The organism is Streptomyces sp. NPDC026522 (assembly GCF_055567555.1).
Window position 1 is genome coordinate 741,703 of sequence record NZ_JBVHQF010000001.1, and the last position, 18,268, is coordinate 759,970.

Annotated in this window: 19 protein-coding genes; 12 read left to right on the plus strand and 7 right to left on the minus strand. The window is 73.5% G+C overall.

Translation table 11 applies throughout. The features are described 5' to 3' along the window. Window positions 1-60: 60 nt before the first annotated feature. A complete protein-coding gene (locus ACZ4M3_RS03225; RefSeq protein ID WP_467729654.1) occupies window positions 61-525 on the minus strand; it encodes a MarR family winged helix-turn-helix transcriptional regulator in 465 nt (154 codons plus the stop codon). Between the two features lie 189 nt (window positions 526-714). On the opposite strand from ACZ4M3_RS03225, the gene ACZ4M3_RS03230 reads away from it, so the two are divergent. From ACZ4M3_RS03230 to ACZ4M3_RS03240, 3 genes are all read left to right on the plus strand, one after another. Continuing rightward, a complete protein-coding gene (locus ACZ4M3_RS03230; protein WP_467729656.1) occupies window positions 715-1,932 on the plus strand; it encodes an MFS transporter in 1,218 nt (405 codons plus the stop codon). A gap of 50 nt (window positions 1,933-1,982) precedes the next feature. After that, window positions 1,983-2,408, plus strand: a complete 426-nt coding sequence (locus ACZ4M3_RS03235; protein WP_467729658.1) for a GlcG/HbpS family heme-binding protein — start codon at window positions 1,983-1,985, stop codon at window positions 2,406-2,408. Between the two features lie 65 nt (window positions 2,409-2,473). Then, entirely contained in the window at window positions 2,474-4,108 is a 1,635-nt protein-coding gene (locus ACZ4M3_RS03240; RefSeq protein ID WP_467729659.1) for a beta-N-acetylhexosaminidase, read from the plus strand. A gap of 15 nt (window positions 4,109-4,123) precedes the next feature. Here ACZ4M3_RS03240 and ACZ4M3_RS03245 read toward each other — a convergent pair whose 3' ends face one another. The 3 genes from ACZ4M3_RS03245 to ACZ4M3_RS03255 all read right to left on the minus strand — a co-directional run bounded on the left by ACZ4M3_RS03245 (window position 4,124) and on the right by ACZ4M3_RS03255 (window position 6,337). Continuing rightward, window positions 4,124-4,438, minus strand: a complete 315-nt coding sequence (locus tag ACZ4M3_RS03245) for a DUF3040 domain-containing protein (protein WP_467729661.1) — start codon at window positions 4,436-4,438, stop codon at window positions 4,124-4,126. A gap of 115 nt (window positions 4,439-4,553) precedes the next feature. Further along, window positions 4,554-5,366, minus strand: a complete 813-nt coding sequence (locus ACZ4M3_RS03250; RefSeq protein ID WP_467729663.1) for an endonuclease I family protein — start codon at window positions 5,364-5,366, stop codon at window positions 4,554-4,556. 158 nt (window positions 5,367-5,524) lie between these two features. Then, window positions 5,525-6,337, minus strand: a complete 813-nt coding sequence (locus ACZ4M3_RS03255; RefSeq protein ID WP_467729664.1) for a glutamate ABC transporter substrate-binding protein — start codon at window positions 6,335-6,337, stop codon at window positions 5,525-5,527. 425 nt (window positions 6,338-6,762) lie between these two features. Between ACZ4M3_RS03255 and ACZ4M3_RS03260 the strand changes: the two genes are divergently transcribed. After that, entirely contained in the window at window positions 6,763-7,305 is a 543-nt protein-coding gene (locus tag ACZ4M3_RS03260) for a TerD family protein (RefSeq protein WP_467729666.1), read from the plus strand. Window positions 7,306-7,450: 145 nt separating this feature from the next. Here the strand turns inward: ACZ4M3_RS03260 and ACZ4M3_RS03265 are convergent, their stop codons facing one another. Further along, complete coding sequence (locus ACZ4M3_RS03265; protein ID WP_467729667.1) at window positions 7,451-8,062, minus strand: TetR/AcrR family transcriptional regulator; 612 nt, start codon at window positions 8,060-8,062, stop codon at window positions 7,451-7,453. Between the two features lie 178 nt (window positions 8,063-8,240). Here ACZ4M3_RS03265 and ACZ4M3_RS03270 point away from each other — a divergent pair, with 178 nt between their 5' ends. The 5 genes from ACZ4M3_RS03270 (at window position 8,241) to ACZ4M3_RS03290 (ending at window position 13,079) form a co-directional block, all read left to right on the plus strand. Then, complete coding sequence (locus ACZ4M3_RS03270) at window positions 8,241-9,116, plus strand: phosphatase PAP2 family protein (protein ID WP_467729668.1); 876 nt, start codon at window positions 8,241-8,243, stop codon at window positions 9,114-9,116. Next, window positions 9,113-10,003, plus strand: coding sequence for a hypothetical protein (locus ACZ4M3_RS03275; RefSeq protein WP_467729669.1), 891 nt, complete (start codon window positions 9,113-9,115; stop codon window positions 10,001-10,003). The genes ACZ4M3_RS03270 and ACZ4M3_RS03275 overlap by 4 nt, the downstream gene beginning before the upstream one ends. 152 nt (window positions 10,004-10,155) lie before the next feature. After that, window positions 10,156-10,422, plus strand: a complete 267-nt coding sequence (locus ACZ4M3_RS03280) for a GlsB/YeaQ/YmgE family stress response membrane protein (protein ID WP_467729671.1) — start codon at window positions 10,156-10,158, stop codon at window positions 10,420-10,422. 294 nt (window positions 10,423-10,716) lie between these two features. Further along, window positions 10,717-11,172 (plus strand): hypothetical protein, encoded by a 456-nt coding sequence (locus ACZ4M3_RS03285; RefSeq protein WP_467729672.1) that lies wholly within the window; start codon window positions 10,717-10,719, stop codon window positions 11,170-11,172. Window positions 11,173-11,474: 302 nt separating this feature from the next. Beyond that, a complete protein-coding gene (locus ACZ4M3_RS03290) occupies window positions 11,475-13,079 on the plus strand; it encodes a peptide-N4-asparagine amidase (RefSeq protein ID WP_467729674.1) in 1,605 nt (534 codons plus the stop codon). A 54-nt stretch (window positions 13,080-13,133) separates the two neighbouring features. On the opposite strand, the gene ACZ4M3_RS03295 is transcribed toward ACZ4M3_RS03290, so the two are convergent. Further along, window positions 13,134-13,820 (minus strand): transglycosylase SLT domain-containing protein, encoded by a 687-nt coding sequence (locus tag ACZ4M3_RS03295; RefSeq protein ID WP_467729676.1) that lies wholly within the window; start codon window positions 13,818-13,820, stop codon window positions 13,134-13,136. Between the two features lie 389 nt (window positions 13,821-14,209). Next, entirely contained in the window at window positions 14,210-15,187 is a 978-nt protein-coding gene (locus tag ACZ4M3_RS03300) for a dihydrodipicolinate synthase family protein (protein ID WP_467729677.1), read from the minus strand. A 71-nt stretch (window positions 15,188-15,258) separates the two neighbouring features. Between ACZ4M3_RS03300 and ACZ4M3_RS03305 the strand changes: the two genes are divergently transcribed. From ACZ4M3_RS03305 to ACZ4M3_RS03315, 3 genes are all read left to right on the plus strand, one after another. After that, window positions 15,259-16,233 (plus strand): LysR family transcriptional regulator, encoded by a 975-nt coding sequence (locus ACZ4M3_RS03305; RefSeq protein WP_467729679.1) that lies wholly within the window; start codon window positions 15,259-15,261, stop codon window positions 16,231-16,233. 73 nt (window positions 16,234-16,306) lie between these two features. Further along, window positions 16,307-17,392: an S-(hydroxymethyl)mycothiol dehydrogenase gene (locus ACZ4M3_RS03310; protein ID WP_467729681.1), complete on the plus strand. Its 1,086-nt coding sequence runs from the start codon at window positions 16,307-16,309 to the stop codon at window positions 17,390-17,392. A 107-nt stretch (window positions 17,393-17,499) separates the two neighbouring features. Then, window positions 17,500-18,267, plus strand: coding sequence for a PIG-L deacetylase family protein (locus ACZ4M3_RS03315; protein WP_467729683.1), 768 nt, complete (start codon window positions 17,500-17,502; stop codon window positions 18,265-18,267). Window position 18,268 lies beyond the last annotated feature (1 nt).

An 18,268-nucleotide genomic window follows, 5' to 3' on the forward strand; every position in this document is an offset into this window, starting at 1 on the left:
GTCCGACGGGTCAGGGCCGGGCCCGGCCCTGACCCGTCAGACACCCCCTGGGCCGCCCGGTCAGCCGACGGCGGCCGTGCGGGTGTTCTCCACGGCCGCCACCAGCGGGGCGAGCTCGGGAACCGCCGCCGCCGCATCCAGCGCCTCGCGCAGGGCGGCGTCGTTCGTCGGACGCGCCCGGGCCAGCAGGGCCAGACCCGCCTCGCTGACGTCGGTGTAGATGCCCCGCCGGTCGGTGTCGCAGATGTAGCGGTTGAGCAGCCCGCGGTCCTCCAGCCGGCTGACGAGGCGGGTCGTCGCGCTCTGGCTGAGCACCACCGAGTCGGCCACCTGGTGCATCCGCAGGTGCCCGCCCGGCCCGTTGTGCTGTCGGCTGAGCACGTCCAGCAGCGAGTACTCGCGCACGCTCAGCCCGTGGGCCGCCTGGAGCGCCCGTTCGATGTGCGCCTCGATCCGGCCGTGCAGGAGGGAGAGGGCGCACCACCCCTGGGAGAGGGCGGTCAGTGCGCTGTCGGTGGCCGTCATGGGCCCCTCCTCAGGTGCGTTCCGCTGCTACTCCACCAGGATAGGCGACGAGCGCAATAGCCCGCGCTTGCAAATAGCCCGCGTCTGCAATTAATGTGGACGCACGTAAGCAGCGCTGGCAATCGTATGCGCCTCGCACAGCGGCCGCGGCGCCGCGAACCGCACCACCCCTCCCCGGAAGGGCCCCTCATGCCTCTCGCACTTCTCGCCCTCGCCATCGGCGCCTTCGGGATCGGCACCACCGAATTCGTGATCATGGGCCTGCTTCCCCAGGTCGCCACCGACTACGGCGTCACCATCCCGACCGCCGGCTTCCTGGTCACCGGCTACGCCCTCGGTGTCGTCCTCGGCGCCCCCCTCATGACCGTCCTCGGCACCCGCGTACCGCGCAAGCGGATGCTGATGCTGCTCATGGGCCTGTTCATCGCGGGCAACCTGCTCTCGGCGCTCGCCCCCGCCTTCGGCGTCATGCTCGCCGGACGCGTCGTCGCCTCCCTCGCCCACGGCGCCTTCTTCGGCATCGGTTCGGTCGTCGCGGCCGGACTCGTCGCCCCGGAGAAGAAGGCCGGCGCCATCGCCATGATGTTCACCGGCCTGACCGTGGCCAACGTGGTGGGCGTCCCCCTCGGCACCCTCGTCGGCCAGACCCTCGGCTGGCGCGTCACCTTCCTGATCGTCGCCCTGCTCGGCGTGCTCGGCCTGCTCGGCATCGCCAAGCTGGTCCCCGAACTGCCCCGGCCCGAAGGCGTCCGCATCCGCCACGAGCTGGCCGCGTTCCGCAACGCGCAGGTGCTGCTCGCCATGGCGATGACGGTCCTCGGGTTCGGCGGGGTGTTCGCCGCCATCACCTACATCACCCCGATGATGACCGACGTCGCGGGCTTCGCCGGCACCTCCGTCACCTGGCTGCTGGTCCTCTTCGGGCTCGGCATGGTCGGCGGCAACCTCATGGGCGGCCGGTTCGCGGACCGCGCGCTGATGCCGATGCTGTACGTGTCGCTGGGCGCGCTGGCCGTCGTCCTGGCGGTCTTCACCCTCACCGCGCACAGCAAGGCCGGCGCCGCCGTCACCATCGTCCTCATCGGCGCCCTCGGCTTCGCGACCGTGCCCCCGCTGCAGAAGCGGGTCCTCGACCAGGCCGCCGGCGCGCCCACCCTCGCCTCCGCCGTCAACATCGGCGCCTTCAACCTCGGCAACGCCCTCGCCGCCTGGCTCGGCGGCCTGGTCATCGCCGCCGGACTCGGCTGGACCGCCCCGAACTGGGTCGGCGCCGCGCTGGCCGCCTCCGCGCTCGTCCTCGCCCTGGTCTCGGGCGCGCTGGAGCGGCGTACGGGCGCACGCGCCGCCGCGAGCCGGGTCGTGCCGGGCGCCGCCTCCCGCGGCGAAGCCGTCCCCGCACACCACTGATCCGATCCCCTGATCCGACCCCACGAACCGACCAGCAGGAGACCCCCGCCATGTCCACCGCCCCCACCGCCGTCGCCCCGCTGACCACCCAGGACGCCGAAGCCCTGCTCTACGCCGCCCGCGCGGCCGCCGAAGCCGCCGGGATCGCGGTCAGCGTCACCGTCCTCGACGCGGGCGGCCACCCGCTGGCCTTCCGCCGGGACGACCGGGCCGTCCTGATCTCCGGCGAGACCAGCACCCGCAAGGCCTACACCGCCCTCCAGCTGAACGCGCCGACGGCCGAGCTCACCGATGCCGTTCTGCCCGGCGGGCCCTTCCACACCCTGCCCACCGCCCTGGACCGGCCGCTGCTGTTCATCGCCGGAGGACTGCCCGTCCGGCGCGGGGACCGCCTCGTGGGCGCCATCGGGGTGGGCGGCGGCGCCCCCGCCCAGGACCACGACTTCGCCGCCTCCGCGCTCGCCGCACTGGCCTGAGCCACCGGGCGCCCGGTCGCGCCGCACCGTTCCCCGTGCCACGTTGGTACGGGGAAAAACGGTGCATGATGCGAGAGACCAGGCAGGCCAGGAGGGTGCGGGCCATCGCGACGGCAGCGGTCGCCGCGCTGGTCGGCCTCGCCGTCCCCGGATGTGCGGGCGGCGGCCGGGGCGAAGCCCACGCCGCCTCCGCGTCCGCCGCGGCCACCACCGCCGGGCCGGCCACGGCGGCGCCCGTCCCGACACCGCCGGCGCCCACCCCCTCGTACCCCCTCTCCAGCGCCCCCCGCACCATTCCCGCCGTACGGGAGCACGTCCCGGCCCGCGGCCCCGGCTGGCGGCCCGCCTCCGGGGCGCGCGTGCTCATCGGGCCCGCCGACCGGGCCGCCCTGACCGACGAGGCCCAGCTCCTCGCCGGTGAACTCGGCCTCGGCTTCGCGGAGTCCGCCGACCCGCGCCCCGGCGACGTACAACTCGCCCTGGACCCGGCCGCACCGGCGAAGCCGGAGTCGTACACCCTCACCGTCCAGGGCGGCCGGGTCCGGATCAGCGGCCACGACGAAGCGGGCGTGTTCTACGGCACCCGCACCCTCAAGCAGGAGATACGCAGCGCTGGTTCCGCCCCCGAGGGCACCGTCCGCGACGCCCCCGAGCGGCCCCAGCGCGGCCTCAACCTCGACATCGCCCGCAAGAACTTCACCCCCGACTGGATCGAGGCCAGGCTCCGCGAGATGGGCGACCTCAAGCTCAACCAGCTCGGCCTGCACTTCTCCGACGACCAGGCCTTCCGGATCGAGTCCGATACCCACCCCGAGATCGTCTCCACCCCGCACCTGACCAAGGCCGAGGTCCGGCGGATCACGGAACTCGCCGCCCGCCTGCACATCACGGTGGTCCCGGAGATCGACTCGCCCGGTCACCTCGGAGCGGTGCTGCGCGCCCACCCGTCGCTCCAGCTGCGCGACGTACAGGGCCGGGCCGTCAAGGGCGCCGTCGACATATCGAACCCCGCCTCGGCGAAGCTGGTGGACGAGCTGCTGCGCGAGTACTTGCCGCTGTTCCCGGGCGGGGCCTGGCACCTCGGCGCCGACGAGTACCAGGCGCTGGTCGTCCGCGACCCGCAGGCCTCCTTCCCGCAGCTCGCCCGAGCCGCACGGCAGCGGTACGGCTCCTCGGCCCGGGTGCAGGACCTGGCGACGGGCTGGCTGAACGACCGGGCCGCGGTCGTGCGGCCCTCCGGCAAGGCGCTCAAGGCGTGGAACGACGGCTTCTTCGCCGGGGGAGTGGTGGCGGCCGCCCCCGACCTCCAGGCCGAGTACTGGACGGGCAAGGAGTTCGGCGCCCGGCCGCCGCTGGACTACCTGCGGGCCGGCCGCAAGGTGGTCAACCTCAACGACGAGTACCTGTACTACGTGCTCGGCGAGCCGAACGAGTTCACGTACCCGACCGGCCGCCGCATCTACGAGCAGTGGACCCCCCTCGTCCTGCGCGGCACCACGGCGGTGCCCGCGCAGTACGGGGCGCAGATCCTGGGAGCCCGGCTCGCCGTCTGGTGCGACCTGTCCGCCGCCCAGACCCAGGCCCAGGTGGCCGCCGGGATACGGCTGCCGCTGGCCGCCCTGTCGCAGAAGGTCTGGGACCCCCGGACCCCGCAGCTCAGCTGGCCGGCCTTCCAGGCCCTCGCCGACAAGCTCTCGTAAGAACTGCGGGTCGCGCTACGGGGCCTCGCGCCCGACCGTACGGCCGCGGAGCTGCCAGCGCCGCCTGATCCACCGGCCCAGCAGTGGCAGTGCCGTGCACACCGTCACGATCCAGCTGGCGGCGAAGGCCCAGATCAGCGGCTGCGACACGGTCACCGAAGCGGCGATCAGCAGGGCCAGGGTCAGCGCCCCGAGCAGACCGGCCGCCACGACGTGCCGGCGGCGGTGTGCGGACCGCAGCCGGCGGTCGAGGGCCCGGTCACCCTTGAGATGGGCTTCGATCGCCGAGAGGACTCGCCTCTCGCGGTCGGAGAGTCCGGCTCCGTCCATGACGACGTACCTCCGCGGGCTGCCGCCGCCGGGTGCGGACCGCAGCCTCTGGCCTGCGAATACCCGGCTCGACGCGGGTCAATCCCGCGGAGGGCGCCGTGGCCGGCGCCGTCGGTCACCAGATGGAGTTGACCCACTCCGGGTGGTCGATGAACGGGTTGCGGTTGTGCTGGTAGGTGTCGAAGATGATCTGGTTGCGGCGCTGCTCGAAGGCGTCCGGCGGGTCCATCTGGTTCCACTGCTTGAGCACGCTGATCCGGCCCATCGCGGGCGCCGTGCCGTTGTTGACCTTGTCGTTCGGCTCCAGGTCGGGGAAGCCGTCCCCGCCGTCGTACCGGACGGCCATGTAGAGCAGCATCCGCGCCACGTCGCCCTTGACCGCGTCCCGCGGCTCGAAGGAGTCGGAGTCGGTGTAGCTGCCGGGGGCTTCGGCGACCGGGCTGCCGCCCATGTCGAAGTCCTTGTTGCCGCGGGTGCTGTTGACCGTGACGTCCTCGGGCCGGAGGTGGTGCAGGTCGGTGCCGGGGCCGGTCGCGGTGCCGAAGTCGCCGTGGCTCTTGGCCCAGACGTGCTCGCGGTTCCAGTCGTTGGGATTGCCGCCGTTGGTGTTCTTGGCCTGGGAACGGCCAGAGTAGACGAGGATGACGTTGTTCGGGTTGGCCGGGTCCTGGTCGGTGACCTTCAGCGCGTTCCACACGCCGTCGTAGGTGACCGTGGACTGGTTCTTGATGATCCCGTGCAGCGCGCTCTTCAACGCGGCGCCGGTCTTGCCCTGGGCGGCGGCGTAGTAGTCGGTGGTGCTAGTGGTGGCGACGGCGTGGGGAGCCGCTGTCGTCCGCTGCTGTCCGGCCGAGGCGGTGGCCGGTATGAGGGCCAGGGCGGCGGCCGCGACGCCGGCCGCCCAGGGGGTGAGGCGGGAGAATCTCATGACGTGGGGGAACCTCTCCACAAGCACCGTCCCCGCCGGTCGGGTTGGCGGGGTATCAGGTGGCAGAGCGAGGCTCACATTGTCATGTATCGAACAGATGAAGGCCATGTGTCGGGAGGGGGGTGCGGCCCCGGTCGGCGCCGGGGCCGCAGAGCGCGTCAGCTTCCCGAGGTCACCTGCGGGGCCGGCTCGTACTTGTAGTTGGCCGGGCCGAAGTTCTTCTTGACCGCCGCGTCCCACGAGCCGTCCGACACCATCTTCGTCAGCGCGGTGTTGATCTTCCGCTGGAGTTCGGTGTCGCCCTTCTTGATCCCGATGCCGTAGTTCTCGTTGCTCAGGTTCAGTCCCAGCAGCTTGAACTTGCCCTCGTTGCCCTTCTGGGCCGCGTATCCGGCCAGGATGGAGTTGTCCGTCGTCATCGCGTCGGCCTGGTTGTCCTGGAGGGCGACCAGGCAGTCCGAATAGCTGCCGAGCTCCAGGACGCTCGCCTTGGGCGCCAGGTTCTTGCGTACGTTCTCGGCGGAGGTGGAACCGGTCACCGAGCACAGCCTCTTGTTGTTGAGGTCCTCGGCCTTGCTGATCGTCGAGTCGTTGGACCGCACGAGCAGGTCCTGGTGCGCGATGAAGTAGGGGCCGGCGAAGTCGACCTTCTCCTTGCGCTTGTCGCTGATCGAGTAGCTGGCGGCGACGAACTTGACCTCGTTGTACTGGATCAGCAGCTCCCGGTCGGAGCTGTAGACCTGCTTGAACTCGATCTCGTTCGGCTTGTAGCCGAGCTGCTTCGCGACGTACGTGGCCACGTCGACGTCGAAACCGGTGAAGGTGCCGTCGGCCTCGCGCATCCCGACCCCGGGCTGGTCGAACTTGATGCCGATCGCGAGCGGCTCCTTGGGGCTGTCCCCGGCACAGCCCGTGGCGGTGGCCGCGATGGCGATCACTGCGGCGACCGCACCGGCCTTGGGAACCTTCATGCTGCACTCTTTCCTGGGGATCGCGGATCACGCGGGAGCGGGGGACGTACCGGGTGCCGGGTTGGGCACGGAGTACGGGGTCGGTACGCAGTGCCGGGCACGTGCGGAACCACACGGTCCGGAGGGCACGTGTATGAGGAAGCTAGGAAGGTGACGGCCGCAGCGTCACTACATCTGAGGGAAATTTGAGGATAACGATCCGGCTCTGCCGCAGATCCTGCGGCCGGACAACGCCGGGACGGGGAACGGCGGATGGGCATTTCCGGTCATTCGCCGCGGCTCGGCGGTGTTCGGGGTGAATGCCTTGGAATCGGGCGACGGGGAGTTCACCGCCGCTTCGGCCGGTAACGTATGTTTCCGCCGCCGTGATCACCGGTACGTGACAGCATGGTGAGGTCATGTCCGGTGCACGGAGGGGGAGTTCGGTGAGCGGAGTACGCAAGAGCCTGGCCAAGGTGGAGATAGCCCTGCGCTGGGACCCCAGCCCGGCCGGGACGCCGTCGCACGACCTGGACGTGCTGGCCGCCGTGTACGGCACCGCGGCCCTCTACGGGGATCCCGTCTACCTCGTCCACTTCGGCAGCCGCGCCCCCGACGGCACGATCACCCTCAACCGGGACAGCGACACCGGGCAGGGACTCGGCTTCGACGAGGTGATGACCCTCGAACTGAACCGGCTGGCTCCGGAGCTGGGCCGGGTGGTCGTGGGCGTGGTGATACAGGACCCGGGCCCCGAAGGCGCCCGCACGAAGACCTTCGCCACCGTGGCGGGTACCGGACTGCGGATCCGCGAGGGCTACACCGACCTGGCCGAGTCCGACTTCTCGGACATCGGGGGGTTCAGTGCCGCCACCGTCGCCGAATTCCTCCGGGACCCCTCGGGCGGCTGGTCCCTGGACGCGCGGACGCGCGGCTTCGACGCGGATCCCGAGCAGTACACCCGGCTGATGGCGGCGCCCCGGCCGTGAGGTGAGCGCCGCTCCGCACAGATCGGGCGGCGGCCACTCGTCGTGCGAGTGACCGCCGCCCGGTCCGGGTGGCGCGCTGCCGCCGTCCCCACGAGGCAGCGCGGGCAGGTCTCCGTCCGGTCATCGGGGACGGTGGCCCACCGGTCTAAGGGGTGCTGCCCGGCGTGATGCCGAGCGAGGGGAGCAGGGCCGCGTCCACGAAGCGCACCAGGTAGTCGGCGTCCGCGTACCGCCCCTCCAGTACCGGCCGGATCCGCATGACGCCCATCAGCTGCGCGGGCAGGAACTCCACCGCCGGATGCCCCGGGGGGATCTCGCCGCGCGCCACGGCCCGCGCCACCATCGCGTCGAAGGCGGTCAGCTCGGGCTCTACGAGCGCCTCGCGCAGCGCCGCCTGGAGCTCCTCGTCGCCGAGCACGGCGTGCCCGAGGGCCTGGCTGAGCCGTGTGTCGCGCCCCGAGGTGCCCGCCGCGATCCGGGCCGCCTCGCGCAGGTCGCCCGCGAGGGTGCCGGTGTCCACGGCGGCGAGGGTGCCCTGCCGGTTGGCCCGCAGGGCGGCGGCCACCAGCTGGGGCTTGGTCTTCCACTGCCGGTAGAGCGTGGACTTGCCGCAGCAGGCCCGGGCGGCGATGCCCTCCATGGTCAGGGCCTCGTAGCCGTTCTCACGCAGCTGGTCCAGCACGGCGTCGTAGAACTCCTGCACCCGCTCCGGGCTGATCTTGGAGCGGCGCGCGGAGGCCGGTGCTGTCTGCGTCATGGGTGCGGCCCTCCTCGGCGGCGTGGTCCTGATGTCGAGTGTACGGCTACGGAAGCGTATCGGTACACCGGCGTATCGATACGCGCATGTATCGATACACTGGCGTGTCGATGTGTGACGGCCCGACCGGACGAGCTCCGCCCGGCCGCCCGCCGAGTAGAGGAAGCGAGACCGTGGGATGACCACCGAGACCACCCCCGCGGAGCCCCCCACCGGTCCACCCGGACGCGGGCGGGCGCGGCGCCGGCTCCTGCGCGAGCTGCTGCTCGTCGCGGGACTCTTCACCGTCTACAAGGCGGGGCGCATGCTCTCCACCGGCCGCACCGACGAGGCCTTCCGCAACGCCGCGCGCACATGGGACGCCGAACGCGCCCTGCACCTGCCCGGCGAGGGCGCGGTACAGCGGCTGCTGCTGCACGGCGACGCGCTCATACAGACGGCGAACGGCTACTACGCGGCCGTGCACTTCCCCGCGACCGCCCTCTTCCTCTGCTGGCTCTACGTCCGCCGCCCCGGCCACTACCTGTGGACCCGCCGCGTCCTCGCGGTCCTCACCGGAGCCGCCCTCGCCCTCCACCTGGCGTTCCCGCTCGCACCGCCGCGGATGCTCGCCGCGGCCGGGCTGGTGGACACCGGGCAGGTCTACGGGCCGACCGTCTACCGCGCCGCGCCGGCCACCGACACCCTGGCCAACCAGTTCGCCGCGATGCCGTCGCTGCACTTCGGGTGGGCGCTGATGCTGGCCGTCGGCATGATCGCGGCGACCCGGTCCCGGTGGCGGTACCTGTGGCTGCTGCACCCGCTGGTGACGCTGCTCGTGGTCGTCGGCACGGCCAACCACTACTGGCTCGACGCGATCGTCGCTACCGTCCTGCTCGGGGCGGCGCTGCTGCTCCTGCCGCGCCCGGTCGCGCACGCGCCCGCCGCTGCCGCGGCCCCGGCCGGCGCGGCTCCGGGTGCCCCGTCCCCCGGCACCCCGCCCCCCGACGCCGTGGCCCTGCCGGGTCCGCGCCGGGCCGAACCCGCGGTCGCGGGCGCGGGGAGCCGGCGATGAACGCCACCGCACTCGCCGTCGCCCTCTGCTTGGCCTCCGCCGTCGCCTACGCCGCGGCCGCCGTGGCGCAGGAGCGCCTCGCCCGCCGCGCCGTCGCCCGCAGCGCCGCCGCGCTGCTCGGCAACGGCGCCTGGTGGTGGTCGGCCGGGCTCAACGCCGGCGCGGCGCTGCTGCACGCGGCGGCCCTGCGCTACGGACCGCTCACCCTCGTCCAGCCCCTCGGCGCCCTCACCCTCGTGGCGGCCGTCCCGCTCGGGGCGCGCGGCGCGGGGCGGCGGGTCGCGGCCACCGAGTGGCGGGGCACTCTGGCCACCGTCGCCGGGCTCGGCCTGCTGCTCCTGCCGGCCTCCGGGCCCGCCCCCGACGACACCCTCACCCTGGCCGAGGCCCTCGCCGTCTCGGGCGCGACCGCCGCCGTGATCACCCTGCTGACGCGGGGCGACGTACGCTCCGGGCTGCGGCACGCCACGGCGTCGGGGCTGGCCTCCGCCGCCGCCTCCGCGCTGACCCAGACCGTGGCGGTGGCGGGCGGCCGGGGCGGGGCCCTGCTGAGCCTGCGGGTGATCACGGTGGCGCTGCTCGTCGTGGTCTTCGCCGTCGGCGGCATGCTCCTGTCGCAGCGGGCCTACCGGGGCGGCCTCGGCGCGCCGCTCGCCGTGGTCAACCTGTCCAACCCGCTCGCGGCCGCCGCCATCGGCATGGTCCTGCTCGGCGAACGGCTCCAGGGCGGCGCCGTCGGCATCCTGCTGGCCACGGCGGGCGCCCTGGCCGCGGCGCGCGGGGTGCTGCTGCTGACCCGGACGAGCCCGGGCGAGCGGACGGATGACCGGGTCGGTGAGCCGGTCCCGGTGCCCGCCGCCGCACCCGCGAGCCGGGTAGCGGCCTGATCCGCGGGTCGGGCCCCCGGCTCAGTGCCGGCGCAGCCGCCGCGCTGCCGGTCCGGGCCCGACAGCGTCGAACTCCGCCGGAGAACCGATCCCCGCTGCCCGGCGTCTTCCTCCCTGAGTCAGTGAGCACGAACGAAGCGGAGTGAGCGGGCATGGGCATCATCGGCTGGATCATCCTGGGGCTGCTGGCCGGAGGCATAGCCAAGCTGCTGCTGCCCGGCCGGGACCCGGGCGGACTGATCGGCACCACCCTCATCGGCATTGCCGGAGCCTTCACCGGCGGATGGCTCTCGGCGAAGTTCCTCGACCGGCCGATCCAGAACCAGTTCTTCGACGCCGCCACCTGGGGCTCCGCCATCGCCGGCTCCCTGGTCCTGCTGATCGCCTACCGCCTCCTGTTCGGCAACTCCCGCCGCTGACGCCCACTGCGGGGCCGGGGCGGGAGCTCGTCCACCCGTCGGGCGGGGTCGCCCTGCGCCCGGCCGGGGGCGGCGGCTCCCCAGCTTCGCCGCTGAATGCCCGTGGGGCGGGCCCTCGCTTGGCGCGGAACGTTGCGGGGCCGGGGCGAGAGGTGCGGGAGCTCGTCCGTCCGCCGGGCGGCGGTGCTCGCCAGCTCCCGCTCGGCGGCCGGGGGCGGCTCCCCAGCTCTGCCGCTGAATGCCCGTGGGGCGGCGCCTCGCTTGGCGCGGAACGTTGCGGGGCCGGGGGGAGAGGTGCGGGAGCTCGTCCGTCCGCCGGGCGGCGGTGCTCGCCAGCTCGCGCCGCTGACCGCCCGCCGGGCGGGGTCGCGCTACTCGGCGGGTGAGGGTGGTGTCTCCCAGCTGCCGCCGCTGGCGGTCCGTGTGGCGCGGAACTCCGAGGAGCTGGGGGGAGAGGTGCGGGAGCTCGTCCGTCCGCCGGGCGGCGGTGCTCGCCTGCTCGCGCCGCTGACTGCCCGCCGGGCGGGGGCGCGCTACTCGGCGGGTGAGGGTGGTGTCTCCCAGCTGCCGCCGCTGGCGGTCCCTGTGGCGCGGAACTCCGAGGAGCCGGGGCGAGAGCTGCGGGAGCACGTCCACCCGCCGGGCGGGGGCGCCGTGTTCCCGGCCGACGGGGGTGGCTCCCAGCGCACCGCGCTCGTGGGCGACCTCGTCGCCGGCGCGGCCCAGCGCAACGGCCGGCCCGGTCCGTGACGGCGTCGCCCGCGGCCGTTGCGGCCCGGGCGTCCTGCCGCTCCGGGCACAGTGCCCGGAGCGGCAGGACGGGCGCCGGCACCGCCGGCGGGCCCGTCACCCTTCGGCGCTGTCACCTTCCGGCCCCGGACACCGCAAGACGGGCGCCGGCGCCGTCGAGGGGCCGGCAGGGGTGCCGGGTACGCCGACGGGGGCGGGGTCGGGTCGGGCCTCGCCCGGCCGTCAGGGCGGGGGCGGAATTCGGTCAGTGCCGCACCGTACGCCCTGGCGTCCCGGGGTCGGCCGGGTTTCACTGCGGGGCCATGAGACGACACAGGATCATGGCTCTGCTCGGCGCCCTCGCGCTCGCCGCCGGCACCCTGGCCGCCGCGGGCCCCGCGAGCGCGTCCCCCGCCGCCGACCCGCCCGCCGAGTTCGGCACCGACTGGCACGACCCGCTCACCGCCGCCCCACCCGTGGGCCGGCCCGGCACCCGGTCCTGCCAAGTGACCCTCGCCGAGGCCCAGTTCCGCGACTTCACCCCGTACCGGGGCAGCTACGCGCCCCCGGCCGGCTGCGGCCGGGCCGACTGGGCGAAGGTGGTGCTCCGCCTCGACGGCAAGGTCAAGGGCCGCCAGTACGACCGCCTCGGCAACCTCACCCTCGGCGGCGTCGAGATCCTGAGCACGTCCACCCCCGAACCCTCGCCCGACGGCATCACCTGGGCCGTCGAGAAGGACGTCACCCACTACCGGGACACCCTCAGCCGCCCCCAGCCCGTCGAGATGCTGATCGGCAACGTCGTCGACGACACCTACACCGGCGTCATCGACGTCAAGGTCACGCTCACCTTCTACGCCGCCGAAGGACGCACCCGGCCCGCCGAGACCCCCGACCTCGTCCTCCCGCTCACCACGCCCTCCGTGACCACCCCGCGCAACACCGAACGGCTCCTCGCCGAGGTGTACGCCACCGGTTCGGGCGGCGGCTGCGAGGAGTTCTGGTACCTGACCACGCCGGATGCGGCCCCGTACTCCTGCAAGGCGGCGGACGGCCCCTACCGCGAGGTCCGGGTACTGGTCGACGGCCGGCTGGCCGGACTGGCCGCGCCGTTCCCCACCGTCTGGACCGGCGGCTGGTCGAACCCGTTCCTCTGGTACGTCACTCCCGGCCCGCGCGCCTTCGACGTCCAGCCCCTGCGCTACGACCTCACGCCGTACGCGGCGCTCCTCAACGACGGCCGCCCGCACCGGATCGAGGTGTCCGTCGCCGGGGTCCCGGCCGGACAGAGCGGCTGGAACACCCCGGCGAACCTGCTGCTGTGGCAGGACGAGGGCCGTGCGGTGGTCACCGGCGCCCTGACCCGACACGAGGAGGGCGATCCGGCCAACGACGTCCACTGGACGCCCGGTACCGAACACCGGCTCGACACCGAGGGAAGCCACACGCTGACGGTCGCCGGACACCTCGACACCTCGCACGGCCGGGTCACGACCACCGTCACCCGGACCGTGCACAACACCTCCGTACACCGCTGGACCGAGGGCGAGAACCTCGACGCGCTCGCCGCGCGGTGGACCGACGAGGAGACCGTGTCCCGCGGGGAGACCGCCACCACCACCCGGCGCACCTACACGATGGACGGCTCAACCACCCTCGGCACGGGGGACCGGCTGCGCACCGTCCTCTCCCTCGGCGACCGGGCCGACACCGCCACCCTGCGCGGCGGCCGACAGACGGGGTGGTCGCGGCTGGAGAACACGTACGCGGGGGACGCGAGTTACACCGCCAACGTCCCGCGCGACCAGCGGCACGCCGTGGGCACCACGACCGTGCGCTACCGGCTGTCCGGCCCCGCGGCCGGCTGCTACGACCGTACGGTCGCCACCGCCCAGGGCGCGGTCACCCAGGACCGCCGCCGCTGCTGACACAAAGCCGCCCGGACACCCGTACATCGGGCATCCGGGCGGCGAAGGGCCTCTTTAGTACGGGCCGTTGACGTTGTCGATCGACCCGTAGCGGGCGGCCGCGTAATTGCACGCGGCGGTGATGTTCGCGACCGGGTCGTAGGAGTTCAGCGGAGTTCCCGGTACGTGATAGGCGCGGAAGGTCGGGTCGATGACCTGGAGCAGTCCCTTGGAAGGGATACCGGCCGCGGCGTTGGAGTCCCAGTTGTTGATCGCCATGGGATTGCCCGAGGACTCGCGCATCACATTGCGCAGAATTCCGTTGTAACTGCCGGGAATACCGTGCTGGGCCATGATGTCCAGCGACTGGCGTATCCAGCCGTCGAGGTTGTTGGTGTAGGAGGTGGCGGGGCGCGCCACGGCCTGCACGGCGGTGGCCGTGGCCTTCGCCGTCTTCGGCACCGTACCGAGGGTCAGCTTGATGCCGGGCCGGATGATCGAGGGGTTGGCGCCGACGACGCTCTTGTTCGCCGCGTAGAGCTGCTGCCAGCCGCCGCTCACCGAGTGCTCGGCGGCGATCTTCGAAAGGGTGTCACCGGCGACCACGGAGTACGTGGTGGGCGCGGCGGTGGTCTCCGTCGCGCCGGCCGTGGTCGCGCTGACCAGCGGGAGGGCGAGAGCCGCTCCGCCCGTGCCGGCGATGGCCAGCTTGCGGGCGATCGGGTTCTGCTTCGGCCGGCGGTGCTTACCCTTTGGCGGCATGGCGCAATTCCTCACGTGGGGGTACGGGAGAGCCCTCGTGGCGGCCGGTTTCAACGGGCGGCCACTGGGAACGAGGTGACCGTAGGCGAATCCGGGCGACCGGAACAAGGCGTGAATTCCACCGGGTGATCGACTTCCCCCAGGCCGCCCGGTAAATGACCTTGGGAATGCGTTCCCCGTAATGCCAACTTTCTTTCCGGGGAAAGGGAATCCGGCCTTTGTCGGAATTGATGTTGATGCGGCCGTAGTGACTCACATCACGAGCGGAAGGCCGTCGCGTCAAACCGGCACAACTCGCCCCTCCGGCTACCGGATTCGGGCGACCCGGTTGTAATGCGCGAATCGCCCATCATGGGCTCTTTCCGGCACTCGGCGGTCCGATTCGTCCCTCAGCGGCGCCGCCCCGTGCTGGGTCCCGCGGCAGGCGGGAGATCCGCGAGCGCACCGAGGGCGTACGTCACCGCCGCCCGCGACGCCGGCAGCAGCGGGAGGCGGACGGCCGGGGAGGGAATCCGGCCCTGGGCGTACAACACCCCCTTGACCACCGCCGGGTTGGGCTCCGTGAACAGCGCCGCCGAGAGCCGGGCGAGGCCGTGGCCCAGGGCCCGGCCCCGCCCGGCGTCCCCTGACCGCCAGGCCGAGTCGAGCTCGGCGTACCGGTCCGTCGCCACGTGCGCCGACGCGAGGATCCCGCCCGCCGCGCCGAGCGCGAGCAGCGGCGAGAGGTACACGTCGTCACCCGCCAGGAACGCGAAACCCGCGGGGAGTCCGCCGAGCAGCGCCACCGCGTCCTGGTCGATCCCGCCGACCGCGTACTTCACCCCCGCCACCCCGGGCAGTTCCCCGAGCGCCCGCAGCGCGGCCGCGTCCAGCGGCTGCCCGGTCCGGTACGGGACGTGGTACACGACCAGCGGTACCGGACTCACCTCGGCCAGCCGCGCGAAGTGCGCCACCACCCCCGCCGCCGCGGGCCGCACGAACGGCGGCACCGTCACCAGTGCCGCCCCCACCTGCGGCCAGCGCGCCAGCCGGGCCAGCGCGGACTCGGCGGCCCGGGTCCCGCTCGCACCCGCGCCCACCGTCAGCGGCGCGCCCCGCTCGCGGCAGACCCGGGCGCAGACGGTGGTCACCAGATCGCGCTCCGCCCCGTCGAGCGCGGCCGGCTCCGCGGTCGTACCGAGGGCCACGATCCCGGCGGCGCCCGCGTCGAGCACCTCGTGCGCGAGCGCCTCCAGCGCTTCGGCGGCGACGTCCCCGCCGGGAGTGAAGGGGGTGATCAAGGGGACGTGGATCCCGTGGAGCGGAAAGCCCTGCGCGGTGTGCTGCGCGGTGTGCTGTGCGGTGTGCTGTGCGGTGTGCTGTGCCATGCCGAGCAGCTTCGCCGCGCCCCAGCGTCAAATCCAGTTCACGTTCCTTACGTGAACCGTAAGCTGGGCCGATGCTCGACGTACGCCGCCTGCGCCTGCTGCGCGAACTCGCCCGCCGGGGCACCATCGCCGCCGTGGCCGAAGCCCTGGCGTTCAGCCCTTCGGCGGTCTCCCAGCAACTGGGCGTCCTCGAACGCGAAGCCGGTCTGCCCCTGCTGGAGCGCACCGGCCGCCGGGTCCGGCTCACCCCGGCCGGCCACAGCCTCGTCCGGCACGCCGAAGCCGTCCTGGAGCGGCTGGAGCAAGCCGGCGCCGAACTCGCCGAGGCCCGCCGCGGCCTGGCCGGAGCCCTGCGCATCGGGTCCTTCCCCACCGCCACCCGGGCCATCGTCCCGGCCGCCCTGACCCTCCTCGCCCGCCGCCATCCCGGGCTGGAGCCGATGGTCCGCGAAACCGACCCGGCGGCGGTCGCGCACGCGCTCCGCGCAGGTGACCTCGACGCGGCCCTGGTCCACGAGTACGACTTCGTCCCGGCGGCGCGCGAGCCGGGCCTGGCGGCCGAGCCGCTGTTCGGGGAGGCCATGTACCTGGCCGCCCCGGCCGGACCCGCCGGACCTGCCGGACCTGCCGGACCCGGCGCAGGCGTGGGGGAAGGGGAGGGGGACACCCGGACCGGCCAGGAGGAGGTACTGCGCCGCCACGCCGAAACGCCCTGGATCACCGCCGCGCCCGGGACGCTCTGCCACACCATGACCGTACGGGCCTGCCGGGCCGCGGGCTTCGAACCCCGGATCCGGCACCAGGTCGACGAGTTCGCCACCGTCCTCGCCCTCGTCGCCGCCGGGCAGGGGGTGGCCGTCGTCCCGCAGCTCGGCGTCACCGGATCCGACCGGGACGGCGTCGGTCTCACCCGGCTGCTCATGCAACGCCGGACGATGCTCGCCTTCCGCAGCGGAGCCGCCGGCCACCCCGCCGTCGCCGCGCTCGGCGCGGCGCTGCGGGACGCCGTACCGCCGGAACTGGCCGGATCCCGCGCCGCCGGGTGACGCAACTCCCGTGCCGGGCGCCGCCCGTGTACGTTCGGGATCCGGACAGAGCCGACCAGGAACGGGGTACGAAGTGACGCATCGCGTACGAGGGGTCATCGCGCGGAGCAAGGGCGCGCCGGTGGAGACGACCACGATCCTCGTGCCGGACCCGGGCCCCGGCGAGGCACTGGTCAAGGTGCAGGCCTGCGGGGTCTGCCACACCGACCTGCACTACCGCGAGGGCGGCATCAGCGACGAGTTCCCCTTCCTCCTCGGCCACGAAGCGGCCGGGGTCGTGGAATCCGTCGGCCCGGACGTGACCTCCGTCGCGCCCGGCGACTTCGTCATCCTCAACTGGCGTGCCGTCTGCGGGAACTGCCGCGCGTGCCGGCGCGGCCGCCCGTGGTACTGCTTCGCCACGCACAACGCGGCCCAGCCCATGACGCTGGAGGACGGTACGCCGCTCTCCCCGGCCCTCGGCATCGGCGCCTTCGCCGAGAAGACCCTGGTGGCGGCCGGGCAGTGCACGAAGGTCGACCCGGCCGCCTCGCCCGCCGCCGCGGGACTGCTCGGCTGCGGGGTGATGGCGGGCCTGGGCGCCGCCCTGAACACCGGCAACGTCGGCCGGGGCGACTCCGTCGCCGTCATCGGCTGCGGGGGAGTGGGCAGCGCGGCGGTGGCGGGCGCCCGGCTGGCCGGTGCCGCGCGCATCATCGCCGTCGACCTCGACGACCGGAAGCTGGAGTGGGCCCGGGGCCTGGGCGCCACCCACACCGTGAACGGCCGCACCGAGGACGTGGTCAAGGCCGTACAGGAGCTGACCGGCGGCAACGGCGCGGACGTGGTCATCGAGGCCGTGGGCCGCCCCGAGACCTACCGGCAGGCCTTCTACGCGCGCGACCTCGCCGGAACCGTGGTGCTCGTGGGCGTCCCCACCCCCGAGATGCAGCTCGAACTGCCGCTCCTGGACGTGTTCGGGCGCGGCGGAGCCCTCAAGTCCTCCTGGTACGGGGACTGCCTGCCGGAGCGGGACTTCCCGATGCTCATCGACCTCTACCTCCAGGGCCGGCTCGACCTGGACGCCTTCGTCTCCGAGACGATCCCGCTCGACGCGGTGGAAGCGGCCTTCGAGCGGATGCAGCGGGGCGAGGTGCTCCGCTCGGTGGTCCTCCTCTGACGCCGTAGGGCCTGCCCGGCGGCGCGGCGTCGCCCTCGGCTGCGGATCAGGCCGGCTCCGGCGGTGCAGCCACCGCACGGGCCGGTCCGTTCGCCTATGGTGCGGGCATGAGCGAACAACAGGCCCCGCAGGCCGCCCCCTTGCAGCCCATGCCCACCGACTGGCAACGCGCCCTGGCGGTCGTGGCCCACCCCGATGACCTGGAATACGGCTGCGCGGCCGCCGTCGCCGACTGGACGGACGGCGGCCGGGATGTCGTCTACGTCCTCGCCACGCGCGGCGAGGCGGGCATCGACACCATCGCTCCGGCCGAGTGCGCCTCGGTGCGCGAGGCGGAGCAGCGGGCGAGCGCGGCGGTCGTCGGAGTCTCGACGGTGGAGTTCCTCGACTACCGGGACGGCGTGATCGAGTACGGGCTCGGCCTGCGCCGGGACATCGCCGCGGCCATCCGGCGTCACCGCCCCGAACTCGTCGTCACCCTCAACCACCGGGACACCTGGGGCGGGGCGGACGGCGGCGGCTTCTGGAACACCCCCGACCACAAGGCCGTCGGCCGCGCCACGCTGGACGCCGCCGGTGACGCGGGGAACCGCTGGATCTTCCCCGAACTCATCTCGGAGCAGGGCCTGGAGCCCTGGGACGGAGTGCGCTGGGTCGCGGTGGCGGGCACCACCATGCCGACGCACGCGGCCGACGCGGGCCCCGGCCTCGAACGCTCCGTCACATCCCTGCTGCAGCACAAGGCGTACATCGAGGTGCTGACGGACCAGGAACCCGAGGAGTACGTCCGTACCTTCCTCACGGGCAACGCCCAGCAGGTGGCGGCCCGGTTCGGCGGGCGCCCGGCGGTCGCGTTCGAGCTCTTCCCGCGCTGAC

Bases quoted from the DNA above. Each gene is read 5' to 3' on its own strand.
- ACZ4M3_RS03245 (WP_467729661.1), bottom strand. From the start codon at position 4,438: ATGGACGGAGCCGGACTCTCCGACCGCGAGAGGCGAGTCCTCTCGGCG.
- ACZ4M3_RS03255 (WP_467729664.1), bottom strand. From the start codon at position 6,337: ATGAAGGTTCCCAAGGCCGGTGCGGTCGCCGCAGTGATCGCCATCGCG.
- ACZ4M3_RS03295 (WP_467729676.1), bottom strand. From the start codon at position 13,820: ATGCCGCCAAAGGGTAAGCACCGCCGGCCGAAGCAGAACCCGATCGCC.
- ACZ4M3_RS03275 (WP_467729669.1), top strand. From the start codon at position 9,113: ATGAACGCCACCGCACTCGCCGTCGCCCTCTGCTTGGCCTCCGCCGTC.
- ACZ4M3_RS03305 (WP_467729679.1), top strand. From the start codon at position 15,259: ATGCTCGACGTACGCCGCCTGCGCCTGCTGCGCGAACTCGCCCGCCGG.
- ACZ4M3_RS03315 (WP_467729683.1), top strand. From the start codon at position 17,500: ATGAGCGAACAACAGGCCCCGCAGGCCGCCCCCTTGCAGCCCATGCCC.
- ACZ4M3_RS03300 (WP_467729677.1), bottom strand. From the start codon at position 15,187: ATGGCACAGCACACCGCACAGCACACCGCACAGCACACCGCGCAGCAC.
- ACZ4M3_RS03265 (WP_467729667.1), bottom strand. From the start codon at position 8,062: ATGACGCAGACAGCACCGGCCTCCGCGCGCCGCTCCAAGATCAGCCCG.
- ACZ4M3_RS03280 (WP_467729671.1), top strand. From the start codon at position 10,156: ATGGGCATCATCGGCTGGATCATCCTGGGGCTGCTGGCCGGAGGCATA.
- ACZ4M3_RS03235 (WP_467729658.1), top strand. From the start codon at position 1,983: ATGTCCACCGCCCCCACCGCCGTCGCCCCGCTGACCACCCAGGACGCC.
- ACZ4M3_RS03290 (WP_467729674.1), top strand. From the start codon at position 11,475: ATGAGACGACACAGGATCATGGCTCTGCTCGGCGCCCTCGCGCTCGCC.
- ACZ4M3_RS03240 (WP_467729659.1), top strand. From the start codon at position 2,474: ATGATGCGAGAGACCAGGCAGGCCAGGAGGGTGCGGGCCATCGCGACG.
- ACZ4M3_RS03230 (WP_467729656.1), top strand. From the start codon at position 715: ATGCCTCTCGCACTTCTCGCCCTCGCCATCGGCGCCTTCGGGATCGGC.
- ACZ4M3_RS03250 (WP_467729663.1), bottom strand. From the start codon at position 5,366: ATGAGATTCTCCCGCCTCACCCCCTGGGCGGCCGGCGTCGCGGCCGCC.
- ACZ4M3_RS03270 (WP_467729668.1), top strand. From the start codon at position 8,241: ATGACCACCGAGACCACCCCCGCGGAGCCCCCCACCGGTCCACCCGGA.
- ACZ4M3_RS03225 (WP_467729654.1), bottom strand. From the start codon at position 525: ATGACGGCCACCGACAGCGCACTGACCGCCCTCTCCCAGGGGTGGTGC.